The sequence below is a fragment of the Asaia sp. Ae19-3 genome (assembly GCF_059801175.1).
Genome location: NZ_JBCHWF010000001.1, coordinates 1 through 16,098 on the forward strand (window position 1 = coordinate 1; position 16,098 = coordinate 16,098).

The following is a 16,098-nucleotide window of genomic DNA, read 5'->3' on the forward strand; positions in this document are numbered from 1 at the left end:
ACAAAAATCAATGGGTCTTGAGCCTAAAGATCCAGAACGATTGGCCCTTTGAGGCAGCGTGAGACGCAAACCATCATACTTTTTCCGGCTGCTTTCTCACTCGCGCTCAGCACGCCGTCCCGGTGGTCGATCGTGCCCGATTTTACGGCCGTTTCGCAGGAGCCGCACACGCCTTCCCGGCAGGACAGCGCGACGTCAAAACCCGATCTTTCGAGAACATCACCCAGCGACTCACCCGCCAGAACGGTCAGGGTCATGCCGGATCGGGCGCATTCCACTGTAAAGCTGTCATCCTGCGTGCCCCCGGGCAGGGATTTTGCCGCGAAGCGTTCCAGATGAACCGTCTCCGGGGGGAGATGTGCCGTCGCTGCCTCGAAGGAATCAAGCATCCCCTCAGGACCGCAGCAATAGAAATGCGCACCGGGATGCGCCGCGATAAGCGACGGAAAATCGATGCGCTTGCCCGCTTCGGCGCTCATATGCGGCGTGACGGTGGCAAGTGTCTCGAACACGTCGAGAAAGGCGAGATCCGCCCTGTTGCGCACGGAGTAGTAGATGCGCGTGGTGCGGCCTGACCGGGCCAGGCTGAAAGCCATGGACAGGATGGGTGTTGCGCCGATGCCGCCAGCAATCAGCACGGCCTCGTTATTCGAGGTGTCGAGCGCAAAATGATTGCGCGGCAATGATACCTCGAGCATGTCGCCGGGGCGCAGCGTGTCGAAAACATAGCGCGACCCGCCCCGGCTTGCAGGTGCCCGGCCGATGCCCAGAAGATAATAGCCACGCTCCGCCGGGTCACCGCAAAGGGAGTAGCTGCGGCTTATGCCATTCGGAAAATGCAGATCGATATGCGCCCCGGCCTCGAAAACAGGCAGGGGGGCATTATCCAGCGCGCGGAGCTCAATTGTGAGAACCTCCGGCGCCAGCCAGCGCAGCGCCGCAACACGCAGGGTGAGGCGGGCCTCAGACAATGCCTGCATCCGCAAGCTGCTTTTCGGCTTTCTGCTTGAAGTAGCGGCGTAGCCTCACTAGGCCCATATCGTGCTGGTACAGGATTTCGCGCAGATTGGCGCCTGGCTGATAATCCTCAATCAGGACGCGATCCTGCTCAAGCACCTGCCAGTGGCGATATTCCAGCCGGTTTTTGTACAGAAAGCGCCAGGCATCCCGCTGCCAGCCCGAGACCTTGCGCGCGCGCCAGTGGAATACGGCAGTCCAGCCATCCTGCATGGGGGTGTAGCTGCCGATAATCATGAAATTGCCGCCCGGCCCGCCCGTTTTCGGATAAGGGATTTCGAGCTTGAGCCAATGGGCGCCCGTATCGACAAACTCGGTCCAGTCGAAATTCACGCCGCGCTGGCCGTCTTTTTCAAAAACGAAGCCGTTATCGATCTCGCGCACCTTGAAGCTGGCCTGTGTCGAGCCCTCGGTCATGGAATGGGAATGGTGATGCAGGAAAGTGCCATGCATCGGGTCCATGACATTGTCATAGACATAGCGATAATCACCGCCCCACTCGGTGTAGCACAGGAAATGGCTGTAGGTTTCGTCCTCGAGTTCCGGGGCAAGGATCAGCGGACCCGGCTCGGTATTGGGCTTTTCCGACACGAAAAGGAAAATGGCGCCGGCGCGTTCCTGAACCGGAAAGGAGCGCGTGGCGCGCATGCCCTCGAGGCGGCATCCGGGGCTGCCCGGTACCGAGACCGCAACGCCCGTGGCATCCACCTGTACGCCATGATAGGGGCAGGCGATCTTGTCATCCATCGGCGTTCCCTGCGACAGCGGGGCACCGCGATGCGGACAATGATCTTCCAGGGCGATGGCGCGTCCCTTGTCGTCGCGCCACAGCACGATGCGAAACCCGCAACGAAAGATCGAACGGGGAGTCTCGGTGACGAAGCGCGCGGGCAGAACCGGATGCCACATGTCGCGATGTCCGACACGAAGGCGGGTTTCGAGAACGTCGGCAGAAACGGTCATGGCAGTTTCCTCAGAAGGGCGAGCAAAAAATCGGGGCGGGGCCAGGATCAGGGAGCCGGTGTCAGGCGGCCAGGGTCACGCCGAGAGGCGTTTGAGTTCTGCGGCAAAGCTCTCCTCGGTCCAGGTCTCGCGCGGTCCCTCTCCCTCGGGGGAGGGGATGGCGGCCTCGTTCATGAAGCTTACGAGCTCGGGCAGGGTGGTCAGTCCAGAGGCAAAGGCTTTCTCGAGAGCGTCGCCCAGTGCATTTTCATAGGCATTGGGCTCGCGCTCCCGATTCTGATAGGGCTCGTTATAAGCGATGAAGGGTTTCATGGTCGTTGCAACTCCATTTGAGTCGAGACTCTAACCAAATATGGACAATGTGCCTAAATATCGTTACGTTATCGTTCCTGTCCTGTAAAGAAAAATCGTGAGGATACCCCCGATATGAGCGACAGTGAGAGCGATCGATATCTTGTTCCTGCCCTGTTGCATGGTCTTTCGCTCCTGGAATGCTTTGGCGAGGAGACACCTGAGCTGAGTCTGGCTGATATGACGCGACGCACAGGGCTGCCGCGGGCCAGCGCCTTTCGTCTGGTGCAGACACTGCGTCAGGCAGGATATCTCGCGCCTGGTTCGTCGGCGCGTCTTTTCCGCCTTGGCGCGCGCAGCCTGTCTCTCGGGCGCAAGGCCGAGGCGGGGCAGAATCTGATTCAGGCTGCCATTCCGATTCTCGAGGCGCTGCGTGACGAGACGGCCTGTTCTACCCATCTCGCCCAGCGCGACGGGCATGATGTCCTGTACGTTGCGCGCTGTGCGGCCCCTGGCCATGAGCGCGGCAGTGTCGCGACGGGCACGAGACTGCCCGCTCATGCCACGGTTATCGGTCGCGCCATGCTCGCGCAGATGCTGACAGCCGATGTTGTGGCGCTTTATCAGGACTACGCCTTTCCCCGCTTCACGGCGGCGACACCGGGTGATCTGAGCGCGCTTGTGCGTCAGGTCGAGGCGGATAGAAGCCATAAGAGCGTGGCAAGCTGGGGGTATTTCGAGACGGATGTCGTGAGCATGGCCGCTGTGGTGCGCGATCGAGCCGGGCATGTGATCGCGGCCATCAGTGCTGTGTGCGATTACGGGCAGCATGATCGCGCCGTGCTCGAGGATCGTATTCGTCCCTGTGTTGAGGATGCCGCCTGTCATCTCTCCGCTCGCCTCGCCTCGGGAAGCTGAACGCGCCCTTCTCCCTGTCGACGGCGCTGGCACGCCATTGTGATGCGGCGTTCATGCGGCGAGCCCCGCCATAACGGCGCTTGTGAAGCCCGCAGGATTTTCCAGATAGGAGGCGTGGCCTGCATCTGTAATGACCAGGGGCGGTGCCAGTCCGTGATGCGCGGCAAGATCATGGACACGATCTGGCAGGATGATGCGATCCTGAGCAGCCGTGATCATGCCGATACGACCGGCGGGCAGGGTTGCGAGATCGCCAGCAAGATCGCCCGAGGCAAGAAGCGCCACAGCATCGCGATAGCCCGCAATGCTGACGCGCCCCATGGCCTCGGCGGCGTGGGCGACCAGCACTGCATCGGCGTGAGGGGACAGGGTTCGCGCCGCTCTTTTCTGTGCCATGCCCTGCGGGCCGAGTGTGAGAACATCGTTCAGCCGCTCCTGAAGCGCTGGCAGGAGTGGGGCTTCTGGCGTTTGTGCATAGCCACTTGCAGGGCTCGACAGCAGAAGCCGCCCCACGCGCGCAGGGTGCCCGCGCATGAAGCGCGCGGCGGTCAGCGCGCCGAGGGAATGCGCGACAATGTCGCAATCATCTATACCCAACGCGTCAAGGCTTGCGGCCAGAAGCGCAGCGTAACGATCGCTCGTGGCAGGTGGCCCTTCCAGCGTGCTGCTTTGTCCGTATCCCGGCGCATTCCAGGCCAGAACACGCCGAACCGGACTGAGCGCGTCGAGTTGACCGCTCCACGACGCTGCATCCGACCCGATGCCATGCAGCAGGACCAGCGGTCTGCCTTGCCCCTGTTCCAGCCAGACCAGCGCGCCCGGAACGCCGTCTTCCCCCGGTGTCAGACCGGTGAGCTTTAGGCGACGGCTATGAATCATGCCGGTTTAAAGGGCAGAAATGCCGGATCGCCCGGATGTGGGGTGCCAATGGCGCTGAACAGCGTCACCGGGGCAACGCCATCATTGCGAAAATAATGCGCGCGACCGGCTGGGGACAGAAGAACATCGCGCGGGCCGATCTGTCGCTCGGTCCGGTGGCCATTTTCCTCCCAGCCGACGATCAGATGACCCTCAATGACCAGCCAGGCTTCCTCGCAGTCGCGCTGATAGGGCGCGACACCGATGCCGGGCGGAATCAGGAACATTTCCTTGCGAGCCGTCGAGGGCGGTGCGCCGCCTTCTCCCACATAGATCTTTCGGCCAAACCCGGCTTCGGTCCAGTGGGTGGGTGTGTCGTCATAGCGCACCACATGCAGCGCCATGAACCGTTGCAGCGGATGTTCTCCCGTGGCCGATACGGGCAGGACCTGCCCTGGCAGCGCGCCAAAGGCCTGGGCCAGTTCGTCGCCGACTTCCTTGGGGTGATAGGCGTAGCGCGGCGGAAGAGGTTTGCCGACACCGACCATGATGGACATCATGACAGGCTCTACCCCGGCATTGCGAAACCCGTGCGGTATTTCGCGGGCGTTCAGAATGAGGTCCTTTGGCCCGAGATGGACCTCGACCACATGGTTGTGTTCCTCCCACCCTACGGTCAGCACACCCTGAAGCACCAGAAAGGCCTCTTCGATCTCATGCGCATGACAGGCCGCGTATTTGCCGGGGTGCTTGTAGACCAGGCTCAGCGTGAAATGGTCAGGCGCCAGCCTGCCGCTCTCGCCCGCCTTGGGGGAGCCGCCCGAGCCGATGAAGCGCATCTGGGCGCGCTCCAGGTCCGGAAAGCCGGCATTGGAGGGAAAGGCGTTCCAGTCGAAGCTCTTATCCACGAAATATTGGGTATTGGCGTGGAGAGCGTCGCGGAGCGTATCCGATAATGCTTCACTCATGAAACATAGATTCCTCTGTAAAGAGTCGATATGTCTTAACCATCCCATATGATCCTGAAGTCCATGACACTGCAACGGAAATATCGTTTCCAAAACGATTGCATATTCCTTAAACTCGCCTTCGTGCAGGAATAGCGCTTTTGGCCATTTTTGCTTCATATATAAAACAAACAGGTGCGAGGAGTGTCGCATGGCCCTGACTGGAATAGATGCAATCACTTTCGGCGTGCATGACATGGACGCCGCTCATCGCTTTCTGGTCGATTGGGGGCTGACCGAGCGTCTCATCACGCCCGATCGCCTGGAATTTACCACGCGCGATGGGGGGCAAGTGGTTGTGCGCCCCCAGGACGCGGCTGATCTGCCTGCCGCCATCGAGTCGGGCAACACGGTCAGGCAGATCGTATGGGGACTGCCATCCGAGGAGGCGCTTGCGGCGCTCGTGTCGCGTCTGGCGTCTTATCCGGGCTTCGAGGCGGGCGGCCCGCAAGACATGCCTCGCCTGTGTGACCCGAACGGCTTGTCGCTGGCTTTTCGCGTGACGCAGCGTCAGGCTGTACCAACCGACCCGACACTGCCCAATGCGCCGGGCAATGCGCATCGTCTCGACAAGCGCTCACCCGTCTATACGCAGGCAACACCGATCCAGATCGGGCATGTGGTTCTGTTCACTGCCGATTACGCTGCCATGCGCGCATTTTATCTGGATGTGCTCGGGTTTATCGTCAGTGATGAGTATCCAGGCCATGGCTGTTTCATGCGGTGTGCACCGCGTGGCGGTCACCACAACCTGTTTATTCTGAACCGTCCCAACCGCCCCGGGGTCAATCATGTCGCTTTCACGCTCAATGATGTGCATGAGGTGATTGGCGGCGGGCTGGCCATGAGCCGAAAAGGCTGGAAGACCGAAATCGGGCCGGGTCGTCACCCGATTTCCTCGGCCTATTTCTGGTATTTTGAAAATCCCCTTGCAGCGCCGCTCGAATATTATGCGGATGAGGATTATTGTACCGAAGCGTGGCAGTCGCAGATTTTCGAGCGTCGGCCCGAGCTTTTTGCCGAATGGGCGGTTGCGGGTGGTCTGGATGGGACGACACGCCGACAGGTCATCCGTGGCAGCGATAGCGAGCGGGGACATAACTGAGCGGCCCTGTTCGGGTTGCTGCATGTGAAAACCGGGCAGGGAAACCTGCCCGGTTTTTTATTATGCCGGAGAACTACGACATATGCGCCCTGATTGGCGCTGCGGCGGCATATTCAGGGCTCTATAATGTCGGTCAAACAAGGGGCCATAGAGGCCCCTTTTCCTTGGTGGTCTCAGCAGCGCGTGAGATGCTCCTTGCGGGCATGGCGTGGTTCGCGTGCGGACAGGAACACACCGAGTGCCGCTAGGCTGTAAGGCACGAGAAACAGGGTAAATCCGCCCTGGGCATGATTGTGAAACCCTGTCCCTGTCGCGGCAACGAAGAGATACCCGGATATCGCTGCACCCAGATAATAAATGGTCAGCAGCACACCAATGGCAAAAGCGCCGTCCTGTGCCGGGGCCTGCTCGCGAATGAGGGCGTAACAATTGCCGTAAACACCGCTGACCCAGAGCCCCAGAAGCAGCGAGAGCCAGGCGGCAATGCCCGGTGTGAGCGTTGTGCGGAGCAGGACCATACCTGTAACGCCCGTCATGAACACCACGCAGGCAAGGCCGATCTGTCGGTTTGTACGGTCCAGAAGATATCCGATAGGCGTGCTGCCGATCACCGTGCCGATACCGAAACAACCGAGGGCGAATGAAGCGTCATGGGGTGTGATGTGAAAGCTCAGCCGCGCGTAGGTCTGAAAGAGCGACATATAGGCATAACAGCCCACACCGTTCACCAGTGCGACAAACAGGGTGGCGAGCGAGGCAGGGCGCAGCAGCCAGCGATAGGATTGCGGCATGACCTGCTGTGACGGTGCTGTGCGCGCATCGCGTGGTAAAAAGGCCAGCAGCGCCAGCGCGCCTAGAATACCCATGGCGCCAAACAGATAAAACGGGCCGCGCCAGGTCTGGAGCGACGCCTGGAGCGCCACGACAATCATCGGACCAATGAACATGGAGACGCCAAAAACCGCCAGTGTCGCCCCGATTGCGGTGCCGCTATGGCGGGGAAATCGTGACGAAATGAAGGTGAACAGCGCAATGCTGAACACGGCCTCTCCCATGCCGGTAGCAATGCGACCTATCACCAGAACCGCTATTCCGGGCGCGAGACCCGAGAGCACGGTGCCGCCGGAAAACAGCAACATGCTCAGCCCGATGGCAAGCCGCAGACCTGCCCGTGACACGATCAGACCGGCAGGAATCGACATGATGGCGATTCCGAGCGTGAAGATGCTGGCGAGTAATCCTGCGACTCGTGGCGTGAGCGACAGATCGCGGCTTAGTTCCACCAGCTCGACCGGCATGACCTGCCTGTCCCAGCCATACAGCATATAGGCGAAAGCCAGCAGGGCGAAGCTGATGATGAGGGAAGTGGAGCGTGTGGAGCTCCTGACGTCTCGTGGGCGGATCATTCGGTGTTCCTCCGGTATATTCCGTTAACGTAATCAAATCCTGCGTTTCCGGCTGTAGGCGGGCGCTTCGGTGCGGGGAAGCGACTGTAACGAATATTCCGGGAAGCCAGATTTTGTTTTGACGTCGGCTCGATTGGCGATTAGTCATATAAGAACGATGTGGCCGTATATGGTCAACTTAAATCGAGAGGTCAGGATGTCTGCAGTCGCGCACCCTCAAATACCGCCCGGAGCGGTCTCTCTCGCAGGGCGTCGTCTTGTCTTGACGGGTGCCGCGCGCGGCCTCGGTCTGGAAATCGCCCGTTATTGCGCCGCTGCCGGAGCGCGGCTCTGGCTTGCCGATATTCTCGAGGAAGGGCGCGAGGTTGCCGAGTCCCTTGCCGCTGAAGGGGGTGAGGTCAGGTTCTCACGCATCGATCTGTCTAACCCTGCATCCATATCCTCCGTCTGTGAGGAAATCGGGTCTGTCTGGGGTGAGGTGGATGGTCTGGTCAATAATGCGGCCATCGCCACAAATGTTGGCGGCAAGACATTCGAGGAAATCGATCTTGCACTCTGGGATCGCGTGCAGAGTGTCAATGTGCGCGGGACATGGCTTGTGACGCGTGGCCTCAGTCCGCATTTCTCTTCAAGCGGTCGTATTGTGAATGTGGCCTCGGATACGGCACTATGGGGCGCGCCCCGTCTTCTGGCCTATACGGCGAGCAAAGGGGCCGTTCTGGCCATGACACGCTCGCTCAGTCGTGAACTCGGCCCGCGTGGCATTGGTGTCACGGCGGTCGCGCCGGGCATCCTGCGCTGCGAGGCTACTGAATATGTACCACCCGCGCGGCATGAACTCTACGAGTCCGGACGCTCTGTTCCGGGTGCGCAATATCCTGCCGATGTTGTCGGGGTGATCGGGTTTCTTCTCACGCCCGAGGCCCTCGTATTGACGGGGCAAACCCTGCCGGTCAATGCAGGATTCGTGTTTGCATGACTGACACGGCACATCATCACGAAAGAGAGTTTCGACATGTCTGACCAGGCGGCAGAAAACAGCATTTCGCCACCGCTTCATCGTGCGGCGCGGCTGTTGCGTTATATTGGCGACGGTGGGTCCTGCGCCAATATCCGCAAGGTTTGCGAGGAGCTCGACATCAGCCGTTCCACATTGCTGCGCCTATTGCAGGCGCTCGAAATGGAGCGCTTCATCGAGCGTGTCGTTGGGGATGAATACCGGATCGGGATCGGTTTGATCAGTCTGATCGGTGAGAATGCGTCCGGTCAGGATCTTGTTCGTACGGCGCTCCCCATCGTCTCGCAGTTGGCCGAGGAAAGCGGGCTTTCGGCTCATCTGGGCGTGCTTGACCGTCACGAGGTGGTGTATCTCGCCCGGCGCGTGCCGAATGTGCCGCTTGCAAGCAATATCACTGTTGGCTCGCGTGTTGCGGCTCATGCCACAACGCTCGGTCGTGCCATTCTGGCATTCATGGAGCCCGCTCAGGTCGAGGCGCTTTATGCTGACCGTGTTCTGAATTCCTATACCGCACGCACGCCCACTTCTCTGACGGACCTGCAGCGCACACTCCGCCATGAGCGGCAGGTCGGGTTCGCGGAAAGCGACGGTATTTTCAGTGAAGGTGTGAGCTCGATCGCCGCGCCCATTTTCGGTCAGGACCGTGAGGTGCGTGCAGCAATCAACGTGACGGGCCCCACCACACTATTCGATCTCGGTGAGGGGCGCCGTCGCAAGATCGTGTCTCTGGTCGTTGCAGCGGCCCATGAGGTTTCGCTGCGTCTTGGTTATCGCGATACGGCGCTCGGCGCGCAGGATAAGGGCTGAATCCCATGGATTTCGGGCTTGCTGGCAAGGTTGCCGTTGTAACGGGTGGAAGCTCCGGTATCGGTTTGGCCACGGCCCGCGCGCTCTTGCAGGAGGGCGTTTCCGTGGTGATCTGCGGGCGTGATGCAGGGCGGCTCGAGGCCGCACGCCAGTCGCTCTCGGATCATGGCGCCGTGCTGGCCCGCCAGTGCGATGTGCTTGTCGAGCGTGAGGTGGAGGATCTGGTGGCCGCCGTCACGCAATGGCGCGGGTCCTGCGATCTGCTGGTGAACAACGCCGGCCAGGGCCGCGTTTCAACCTTCGAATCAACCAGCGACGACGCCTGGCGCGAGGAACTTGAACTGAAGTTCTTCAGCCAGGTCCGGACCATCAGGGCTTTCATGCCGCTGCTGCGTCGCTCAGCCGCGGGCAGTATCGTGGCCGTCAATTCGCTGCTGGCCTATCAGCCCGAGCCCCATATGGTGTGCACATCTGCCGCCCGGGCTGGGGTGCAAAATCTTCTCAAATCCCTTTCCGTCGAGTTCGCCCCCGCTATCCGCGTCAATGCGGTGGTCGTCGGGCTGATCAGCTCCGGACAATGGGAGCGTCGTTTTGCCGCGCGTGCGGATCAGAATATCGGGCGTGACGCCTGGTTCAGTGACCTCGCGCGCGACAAGCATATTCCTCTTGGCCGTCTTGGCGCCGCCGAAGAGGTCGCCCGCGCGATCGTTTTCCTCGGGGCTCCGGTCTCGGCCTACACGACAGGGGCAACACTCGAGATTTCGGGCGGTTTGTCACGCCATTTCTGAATGGAACAGATTGCAATGTCAGCTCTCAATGTCGATCCTGCCTCTGCGGATCTGATGACCGCCGGTGAAGCTGTGGCCCAGTGGCTGGCCGAAACCGGCGTGAAGGTAGTTTTCGGGGTTATATCCATCCACAACATGCCCATTCTGGATGCCATCGCGCGACAGGGGCTGATCCGCTTCGTACCCGCGCGTGGTGAGGCGGGCGCGATGAACATGGCGGACGCCTATGCCCGCGTTACCAGCGGTCTGGGTGTGGTGCTCACAAGCACCGGCACGGCTGCGGGCAATGCTGCAGGCTCGCAGGTGGAAGCCCTGACTGCCTGCTCGCCCGTGTTGCACATCACGACGCAGATCGATCGGCCTTATGTCGACCGGGACCGTGCGGCCATTCATGACGTGCCGCGCCAGCCCGAAATGCTGCGTGGCGTCTCGAAATCCGTCTGGCGCGTGTGGGATGCCCACGCGGTGCCGACCATGCTGGCTGCCGCTGCGGCCAGTGCCCTGAGCGCACCGCGTGGTCCGGTTGCCATTGAAATTCCTATCGATGTCCAGCGTGACAAGCTCAAGCGCCCCGCGTTCTGGCCCAAGCCCTGCCTAAGCCACGTCACACCCGATGAGGATGCCATCGACGCCCTGGCGGCCCTGATCCGGGCAGCGCGTCGCCCGGTTTTCTGGTTCGGTGGCGGTGCACGCGATGCCGCACCCGAGGCCACAGCGCTGATATCGCGCGGTGCTCTGGCTGTGACGAGCACCAATGGGCGCGCTGTTGTTCCGGAGGACCATCCATGGTCGCTCGGTGCGTTCAATATGACACCAGAGGCCCAAGCTCTTTACGATCAGGCAGATCTGACCGTTGTCATCGGCTCAAAGCTACGTGGCAACGAGACACGTAACAACCAGATGGTACTGGGGGCGAGGCTCGCCCAGATCGATATCGATGCCAGTCAGGGCGGGCGCAATTATCCGGTTGATCTTTTCGTTCAGGGTGAGGCTGCAGAAATCATTCAGGCGCTCCTTGCAAAACTGCCCGAACGTCTCGATACGGACCCGGAATTTCTCGCAGGAGCAACAATTGCGCGGGCACATTCCGAAGCTGCACTTCTCACGACACTTGGCCCCTACAGCCATCTCGCCAAGATACTGCGTGACCGCGTGGGAGGGCAGGCGCTGACATTCGTCAGGGACGTGACAATTGCCAATTCCACATTCGGCAATCGTTATGTGACACTCGCCCAGCCCAATCTGGGTGTTCATGCCCTTGGCGGCGGTATTGGTCAGGGCATCGCCATGGCGATAGGCGCGTCCATGGCGCGACCGGGCCGTACGATTGCTCTGGTGGGAGATGGCGGTGCCATGCTCTATCTGGGTGAACTGGCCGCTGCCGTGGAAGAGCAGGCAGAGATCGTGTTCATTTTGATGAATGACCGTGGGTACGGCGTGATCCGCAATATTCAGGATGCCCAGTATGAGGGGCGCAAACACTACACGCTCGACAATATACCCGATTTTGCGAGCCTCGCCAAAGGCATGAACCTGCCTCATCGCCGTGTTTCGTCCATCGAGGCAATTGGCGAGACAATCGATGTCTGTCTGTCGATGTCGGGTCCGGTCATGATCGAGGTGGACATGATCGCGATCGGCCCGTTTGCGACCATATTCTCGGGTCCGCCAGCCGGTGCCGCCGGCAACGCAGTATGAGAGCGTCTCTCGATATCGGGCTGCTTGGCTGCGGTGCCATGACCATGACCGCCATGGGGGCGCTTCTTGGCTCAGGCGCCCGTATCGGACGGTGCATTGTGCTGGTGACACCGCGCAGCCGCGCTGCACGCGCTTCGGTCCTGACAGAATGGGAATCCCGTTCGGATCGTTTTCGGGTGACGGAAACGCTTGATGATCTGTTGTCATGGCGGCCTGAACTCGTGCTCGAAGGCGCCTCCCAGACCGCTCTGGCCTCTCTGGGAGGCGCGCTGATCGCGCGCGGGATTGACGTTGCAGCGACCTCGGTGGGCGTGCTCGCCATGCCGGACGTCCAGAGCCGCCTGGAAAGTGGTCCGGGCCGGTTCATGGCCGCGCCGGGGGCTATTGGCGGGCTCGATGCGCTGGCGGCGGCCCGCCTGTCGGGGCTGACCTCGGTCAGCTACACGGCACGAAAGCCCTTTCATGCCTGGGGACTGGCTCCCGAGCCCGATGGCGCCGAGCGCAAGGTCCTGTTTCAGGGCACAGCGCGGGATGCGGCGCTTCGTTTTCCGCAAAACGCCAATGTTGCCGCAACCATAGCCCTTGCTGGCCTTGGATTTGAGGGAACGCAGGTCACGCTTCTTGCAGATGCGCGTGCTGGCGGCAACACGCATGAAATCACCTTCACCTCGGCCTGTGTCGATGCCAGCCTGACGCTGCGTGGCGTGCCGACACCTGAAAATCCCAAAACATCTCTCACCGCAGGGTTCAGTCTCGCGCATGTCGCGCTGACCCACGCCTCATGGCGGCGTTGAACGGAGTAATGCGCATGTTGACGGACCCTCCCGCACCGGGTGTCTTTCCCGGCGATGCTCTCTATGTCGGTGGCACATTCCGTCAGGGCGGTGGCGAGCCGATACGGTCGCTTTTCCCGGCCGATGGGGCGCTGAATACGATCGTTCATGCCGCGTCGCAGGAGGACGTGACCGAGGCACTGGCGCGCGCGCGCCGGGCGCTTGATAACCCATCCTGGCGCGACATGCTGCCGCATCGCCGCGCCGCCTGTCTGGCGCGCATTGCCGATGCCATTGACGCCAATCGCGCCTATCTCGCTTGGCTACAGAGCCGCGACACTGGGAAAACACTGCGCGAAACCACGATACTTGTCGGTAGCGCGGCTGATACGATGCGCTATTACGCCGCGGTGGCCGAAACGGCAGAGGAAGCCATCACCCCGAGCCGGGGTGACTATCTGACCCTGTCGCGTTTCGAGCCGATTGGCATTATCGCGGCCATTACGCCGTGGAATTCGCCGATTGCCAGCGACGTGCAGAAACTCGCCCCGGCGCTGGCTGCCGGTAATGCGGTTATTCTCAAGCCGTCTCCCTGGAGCCCGCTGACCTCACTTGCGCTGGCGCGTATCATTGATGAATCCGGCCTGCCCAAGGGGCTTGTTTCCGTGTTGCCGGGAGGCGCCGAGATCGGGGCACGACTGGTTGAGGACCCAGCGATAGGGCGTATTGTCTTTACAGGTGGAACAACCGTAGGGCGGCGCATTGCCGAAACGGCAGGCAGGCGTCTGGTGCCTGTATCGCTTGAATTGGGTGGGAAGTCGCCCACCATCGTCAGAGCCGATGCCGATCTCGATCTGGCATTGTCAGGCGTGCTTTTCGGCATTTTTTCGTCTTCAGGTCAGTCCTGCATCGCAGGCTCGCGGCTTTTCGTGCATCGCTCGGTTTACGAGGTATTTCGCAAGAGACTGGTCGCGGCGACCGAAGCCCTGGTCGTCGGGCACCCTTTTTCGGAAAATACGCAAGTGGCGCCGATGATCCATGCTGATCATCGTGATGCGGTAGAGCGCTGGGTGGAACGTGCCCGCGCCGAAGGCGGGACCATCCTGACAGGTGGTGCGCGGCCCGAAGGCGCGTCGCATCGCGACGGGTATTATTACCTTCCCACGATTATCGAGGGGCTGACCAATGAGAGCACCTGTTGCCGTGAGGAAATATTCGGCCCCGTCCTGGCGCTGCTGCCTTACGACGATGATGAGACCATGATCGCCCAGGCCAATGATAATCGCTACGGTCTGGCATGCGGTATATGGAGCACCGATCTGCTCGCCGCACTGGCCTTAGGGCGTCGCATCACGACAGGCACGGTCTGGATCAATACCTACAAGCAGTTTTCGGCATCGACCCCATTTGGCGGCGAAAAGGATAGTGGTCTCGGCCGCGAAAAAGGGCTTGAGGGTATGCGGGCCTATATGGTGCAGAAATCCTATTATATCGGCACTTCCGCAACGCCCCATCCCTGGGCAGGAATCGTGGCGGGAAGTGTCGGACGCTCAGATGTCTGAGCCTACATCATGACGGGTGCGGGGCGGCGGCGATGGCATTGCCGTTTCACCGCTGGTCCATCCTGTCATTCCGGATGCTGACCGATCAGGGGGACGCTTTTTCTGTTGCACGACCCAAACGATGACCGTCTCTCTGCGTTCTGAACGGCATATAAGTATAGAGGAAGTCTTGTGGCGTTCGAGTTCGATCGGAGTAAAGCAGTGAGTGCCCGATTTGCGGGATATCCATTCAAGAGGCAGGTCGTTTTTCAGAAATAATATATTATCATCGAGCTGACTTATAAATAAATCATACTAAAACTGGATTTGAATAATTGACTGATACCAAGAGTGAATGGCAACCGCGGGCCAATCCGTGGCTGATCGCTGCTGTCGTAACCATGGCCGCATTCATGGAAGTGCTCGACACCACGATCGTCAACGTAGCGCTTCCGCACATAGCAGGCGCACTCGGGTGCTCCTATGATGACGCGACATGGTCATTGACTTCCTATCTCGTTGCAAATGGCATTGTGCTGACTGTTTCGGGCTGGCTCTCGAAAAGACTGGGCAGAAAGCGCTATTTCCTGATCTGTATCGCGAGCTTCACCTTGTGTTCCCTTCTTTGCGGTCTTTCGCAGAGCTTGCCGATGCTGGTCCTTTGCCGACTTTTGCAAGGGTTGTTCGGCGGGGGGCTTCAGCCTTCGCAACAGGCGATTATCCTGGATACGTTTCCCCCGGCCAAGCGCGGGGCTGCCTTTGGCCTTGCCGCCATCGCGACAGTGATTGGGCCTATTCTTGGCCCCTCACTCGGGGGGTGGCTGACCGATAATTTCTCATGGCGGTGGATATTTTTCGTGAATATCCCCTTTGGTATTGTCACCATGATCAGTGTCAGTGCACTGGTCGAAGATCCTCCATGGGCCGAAAAGAAGGTGGTGCCAATCGACAGGATCGGAATTGCCCTGATCACTCTGGGTCTGGGTTCAATCGAGATCATGTGCGATCGGGGTGAAGACGCGGACTGGTTCGGGTCGACCTTTATCGTTACGCTAGCTGTTATTGCTCTCATCAGCGTTCCCGCTGCAATATGGTGGATGTCCAGATCGAAAAATCCGTTGATCGATCTGAATATTTTCAAAGACAGAAATTTCGCTGTCGGGACATTCCTGATCGCAATGGTCGGTGGTGTTCTCTACGCGTCAGAAATTATCGTGCCTCAATTTGCCCAGCAGATTCAGGGTTACACTGCGACAAAATCCGGCATGATCCTGGCTCCGGGAGGGGTTGTGGTCATGCTTCTCATTCCGCTTGTGCAGCGAATGATGGGGAAGATACAGACTAGGTTCCTGATTGCCTTTGGTTTTTCCTTTATGGGAATATCGATGTTCATATCAGCCAATCTGGTGCCGTACACCGATTACTATCATCTTGTCTATTATCGTATCCTGCAAACAGCTGCGCTGTCATTTCTGTTTGTCCCGCTATCCACCATTGCCTATTCAACGCTTCCGAAGGAGCTCAATAACGATGCCTCGGCTATATTTTCCATGGCACGTAATTATGTGGGGTCGCTCGGTATTTCTCTCGCGACAGCCATCGTAACAGAGACCCAGCAAAAGCAGCGCGCGCACCTCGTTGATAAGATGACCGAGCTGCGTGAGGCGTTTCAGGACTATCTCTCTCAGGTTGAAGCCCTCGCAAAATCGCATGGTTTCACCAGTGGGCAGGCTAAATCCTATGCCGTCCAACGCCTCTATCAGGAATACGAAAACCAGGCATCGCTTCTCGCCTATAATGAAGTATTTATCATCGTAGGAATTCTTGCGTTGTCCGTAGTACCCTTCTGCTTTCTGCTGACAGCAAAAAAATAGGGCGGGTCATAGGTTGCTCCCTACCTGTCAGCCC

The 16,098-nt window shown here is 59.7% G+C and carries 15 protein-coding genes; 9 read left to right on the forward strand and 6 right to left on the reverse strand.

Annotated features, from left to right (window positions below; translation table 11 throughout):
• Nucleotides 1-23: 23 nt before the first annotated feature.
• The 3 genes from AAID99_RS00005 to AAID99_RS00015 form a co-directional block, all read right to left on the reverse strand.
• Complete coding sequence (locus AAID99_RS00005) at nucleotides 24-971, reverse strand: PDR/VanB family oxidoreductase (protein WP_498492570.1); 948 nt, start codon at nucleotides 969-971, stop codon at nucleotides 24-26.
• On the reverse strand, nucleotides 964-1,980 hold the full coding sequence (locus AAID99_RS00010) for a Rieske 2Fe-2S domain-containing protein (RefSeq protein ID WP_498492572.1): 1,017 nt from the start codon (nucleotides 1,978-1,980) through the stop codon (nucleotides 964-966). The genes AAID99_RS00005 and AAID99_RS00010 overlap by 8 nt, the downstream gene beginning before the upstream one ends.
• Nucleotides 1,981-2,055: 75 nt before the next feature.
• The gene (locus AAID99_RS00015; protein WP_498492574.1) at nucleotides 2,056-2,292 is read right to left on the reverse strand and encodes a recombinase-like helix-turn-helix domain-containing protein; all 237 of its coding nucleotides are present in this window, start codon (nucleotides 2,290-2,292) and stop codon (nucleotides 2,056-2,058) included.
• 114 nt (nucleotides 2,293-2,406) lie between these two features.
• On the opposite strand from AAID99_RS00015, the gene AAID99_RS00020 reads away from it, so the two are divergent.
• Complete coding sequence (locus AAID99_RS00020) at nucleotides 2,407-3,189, forward strand: IclR family transcriptional regulator (protein WP_498492576.1); 783 nt, start codon at nucleotides 2,407-2,409, stop codon at nucleotides 3,187-3,189.
• A 51-nt stretch (nucleotides 3,190-3,240) separates the two neighbouring features.
• Here the strand turns inward: AAID99_RS00020 and AAID99_RS00025 are convergent, their stop codons facing one another.
• Together AAID99_RS00025 and AAID99_RS00030 are read right to left on the reverse strand one after the other, a co-directional pair.
• The gene (locus AAID99_RS00025) at nucleotides 3,241-4,068 is read right to left on the reverse strand and encodes an alpha/beta fold hydrolase (protein ID WP_498492578.1); all 828 of its coding nucleotides are present in this window, start codon (nucleotides 4,066-4,068) and stop codon (nucleotides 3,241-3,243) included.
• On the reverse strand, nucleotides 4,065-5,015 hold the full coding sequence (locus tag AAID99_RS00030; RefSeq protein ID WP_498492580.1) for a cupin domain-containing protein: 951 nt from the start codon (nucleotides 5,013-5,015) through the stop codon (nucleotides 4,065-4,067). The genes AAID99_RS00025 and AAID99_RS00030 overlap by 4 nt, the downstream gene beginning before the upstream one ends.
• A 190-nt stretch (nucleotides 5,016-5,205) precedes the next feature.
• Here AAID99_RS00030 and AAID99_RS00035 point away from each other — a divergent pair, with 190 nt between their 5' ends.
• On the forward strand, nucleotides 5,206-6,159 hold the full coding sequence (locus AAID99_RS00035; protein ID WP_498492582.1) for a VOC family protein: 954 nt from the start codon (nucleotides 5,206-5,208) through the stop codon (nucleotides 6,157-6,159).
• A 173-nt stretch (nucleotides 6,160-6,332) separates the two neighbouring features.
• Here AAID99_RS00035 and AAID99_RS00040 read toward each other — a convergent pair whose 3' ends face one another.
• Nucleotides 6,333-7,565 carry an MFS transporter gene (locus AAID99_RS00040; protein WP_498492584.1) on the reverse strand — a complete coding sequence of 411 codons (1,233 nt, stop codon included), beginning with the start codon at nucleotides 7,563-7,565 and terminating at the stop codon, nucleotides 6,333-6,335.
• A gap of 196 nt (nucleotides 7,566-7,761) precedes the next feature.
• Between AAID99_RS00040 and AAID99_RS00045 the strand changes: the two genes are divergently transcribed.
• From AAID99_RS00045 to AAID99_RS00075, 7 genes are all read left to right on the forward strand, one after another.
• Nucleotides 7,762-8,544 (forward strand): SDR family oxidoreductase, encoded by a 783-nt coding sequence (locus AAID99_RS00045; protein ID WP_498492586.1) that lies wholly within the window; start codon nucleotides 7,762-7,764, stop codon nucleotides 8,542-8,544.
• 36 nt (nucleotides 8,545-8,580) lie between these two features.
• The gene (locus AAID99_RS00050; protein WP_498492588.1) at nucleotides 8,581-9,390 is read left to right on the forward strand and encodes an IclR family transcriptional regulator; all 810 of its coding nucleotides are present in this window, start codon (nucleotides 8,581-8,583) and stop codon (nucleotides 9,388-9,390) included.
• 5 nt (nucleotides 9,391-9,395) lie between these two features.
• Nucleotides 9,396-10,178, forward strand: coding sequence for an SDR family oxidoreductase (locus AAID99_RS00055; RefSeq protein WP_498492590.1), 783 nt, complete (start codon nucleotides 9,396-9,398; stop codon nucleotides 10,176-10,178).
• A gap of 15 nt (nucleotides 10,179-10,193) precedes the next feature.
• The gene (locus AAID99_RS00060) at nucleotides 10,194-11,876 is read left to right on the forward strand and encodes a thiamine pyrophosphate-binding protein (protein WP_498492592.1); all 1,683 of its coding nucleotides are present in this window, start codon (nucleotides 10,194-10,196) and stop codon (nucleotides 11,874-11,876) included.
• Nucleotides 11,873-12,670 (forward strand): aspartate dehydrogenase domain-containing protein, encoded by a 798-nt coding sequence (locus tag AAID99_RS00065; RefSeq protein ID WP_498492594.1) that lies wholly within the window; start codon nucleotides 11,873-11,875, stop codon nucleotides 12,668-12,670. The genes AAID99_RS00060 and AAID99_RS00065 overlap by 4 nt, the downstream gene beginning before the upstream one ends.
• Nucleotides 12,671-12,684: 14 nt before the next feature.
• Entirely contained in the window at nucleotides 12,685-14,211 is a 1,527-nt protein-coding gene (locus AAID99_RS00070; RefSeq protein WP_498492596.1) for an aldehyde dehydrogenase, read from the forward strand.
• Nucleotides 14,212-14,525: 314 nt separating this feature from the next.
• On the forward strand, nucleotides 14,526-16,064 hold the full coding sequence (locus tag AAID99_RS00075; RefSeq protein WP_498492598.1) for a DHA2 family efflux MFS transporter permease subunit: 1,539 nt from the start codon (nucleotides 14,526-14,528) through the stop codon (nucleotides 16,062-16,064).
• Nucleotides 16,065-16,098: the final 34 nt, after the last annotated feature.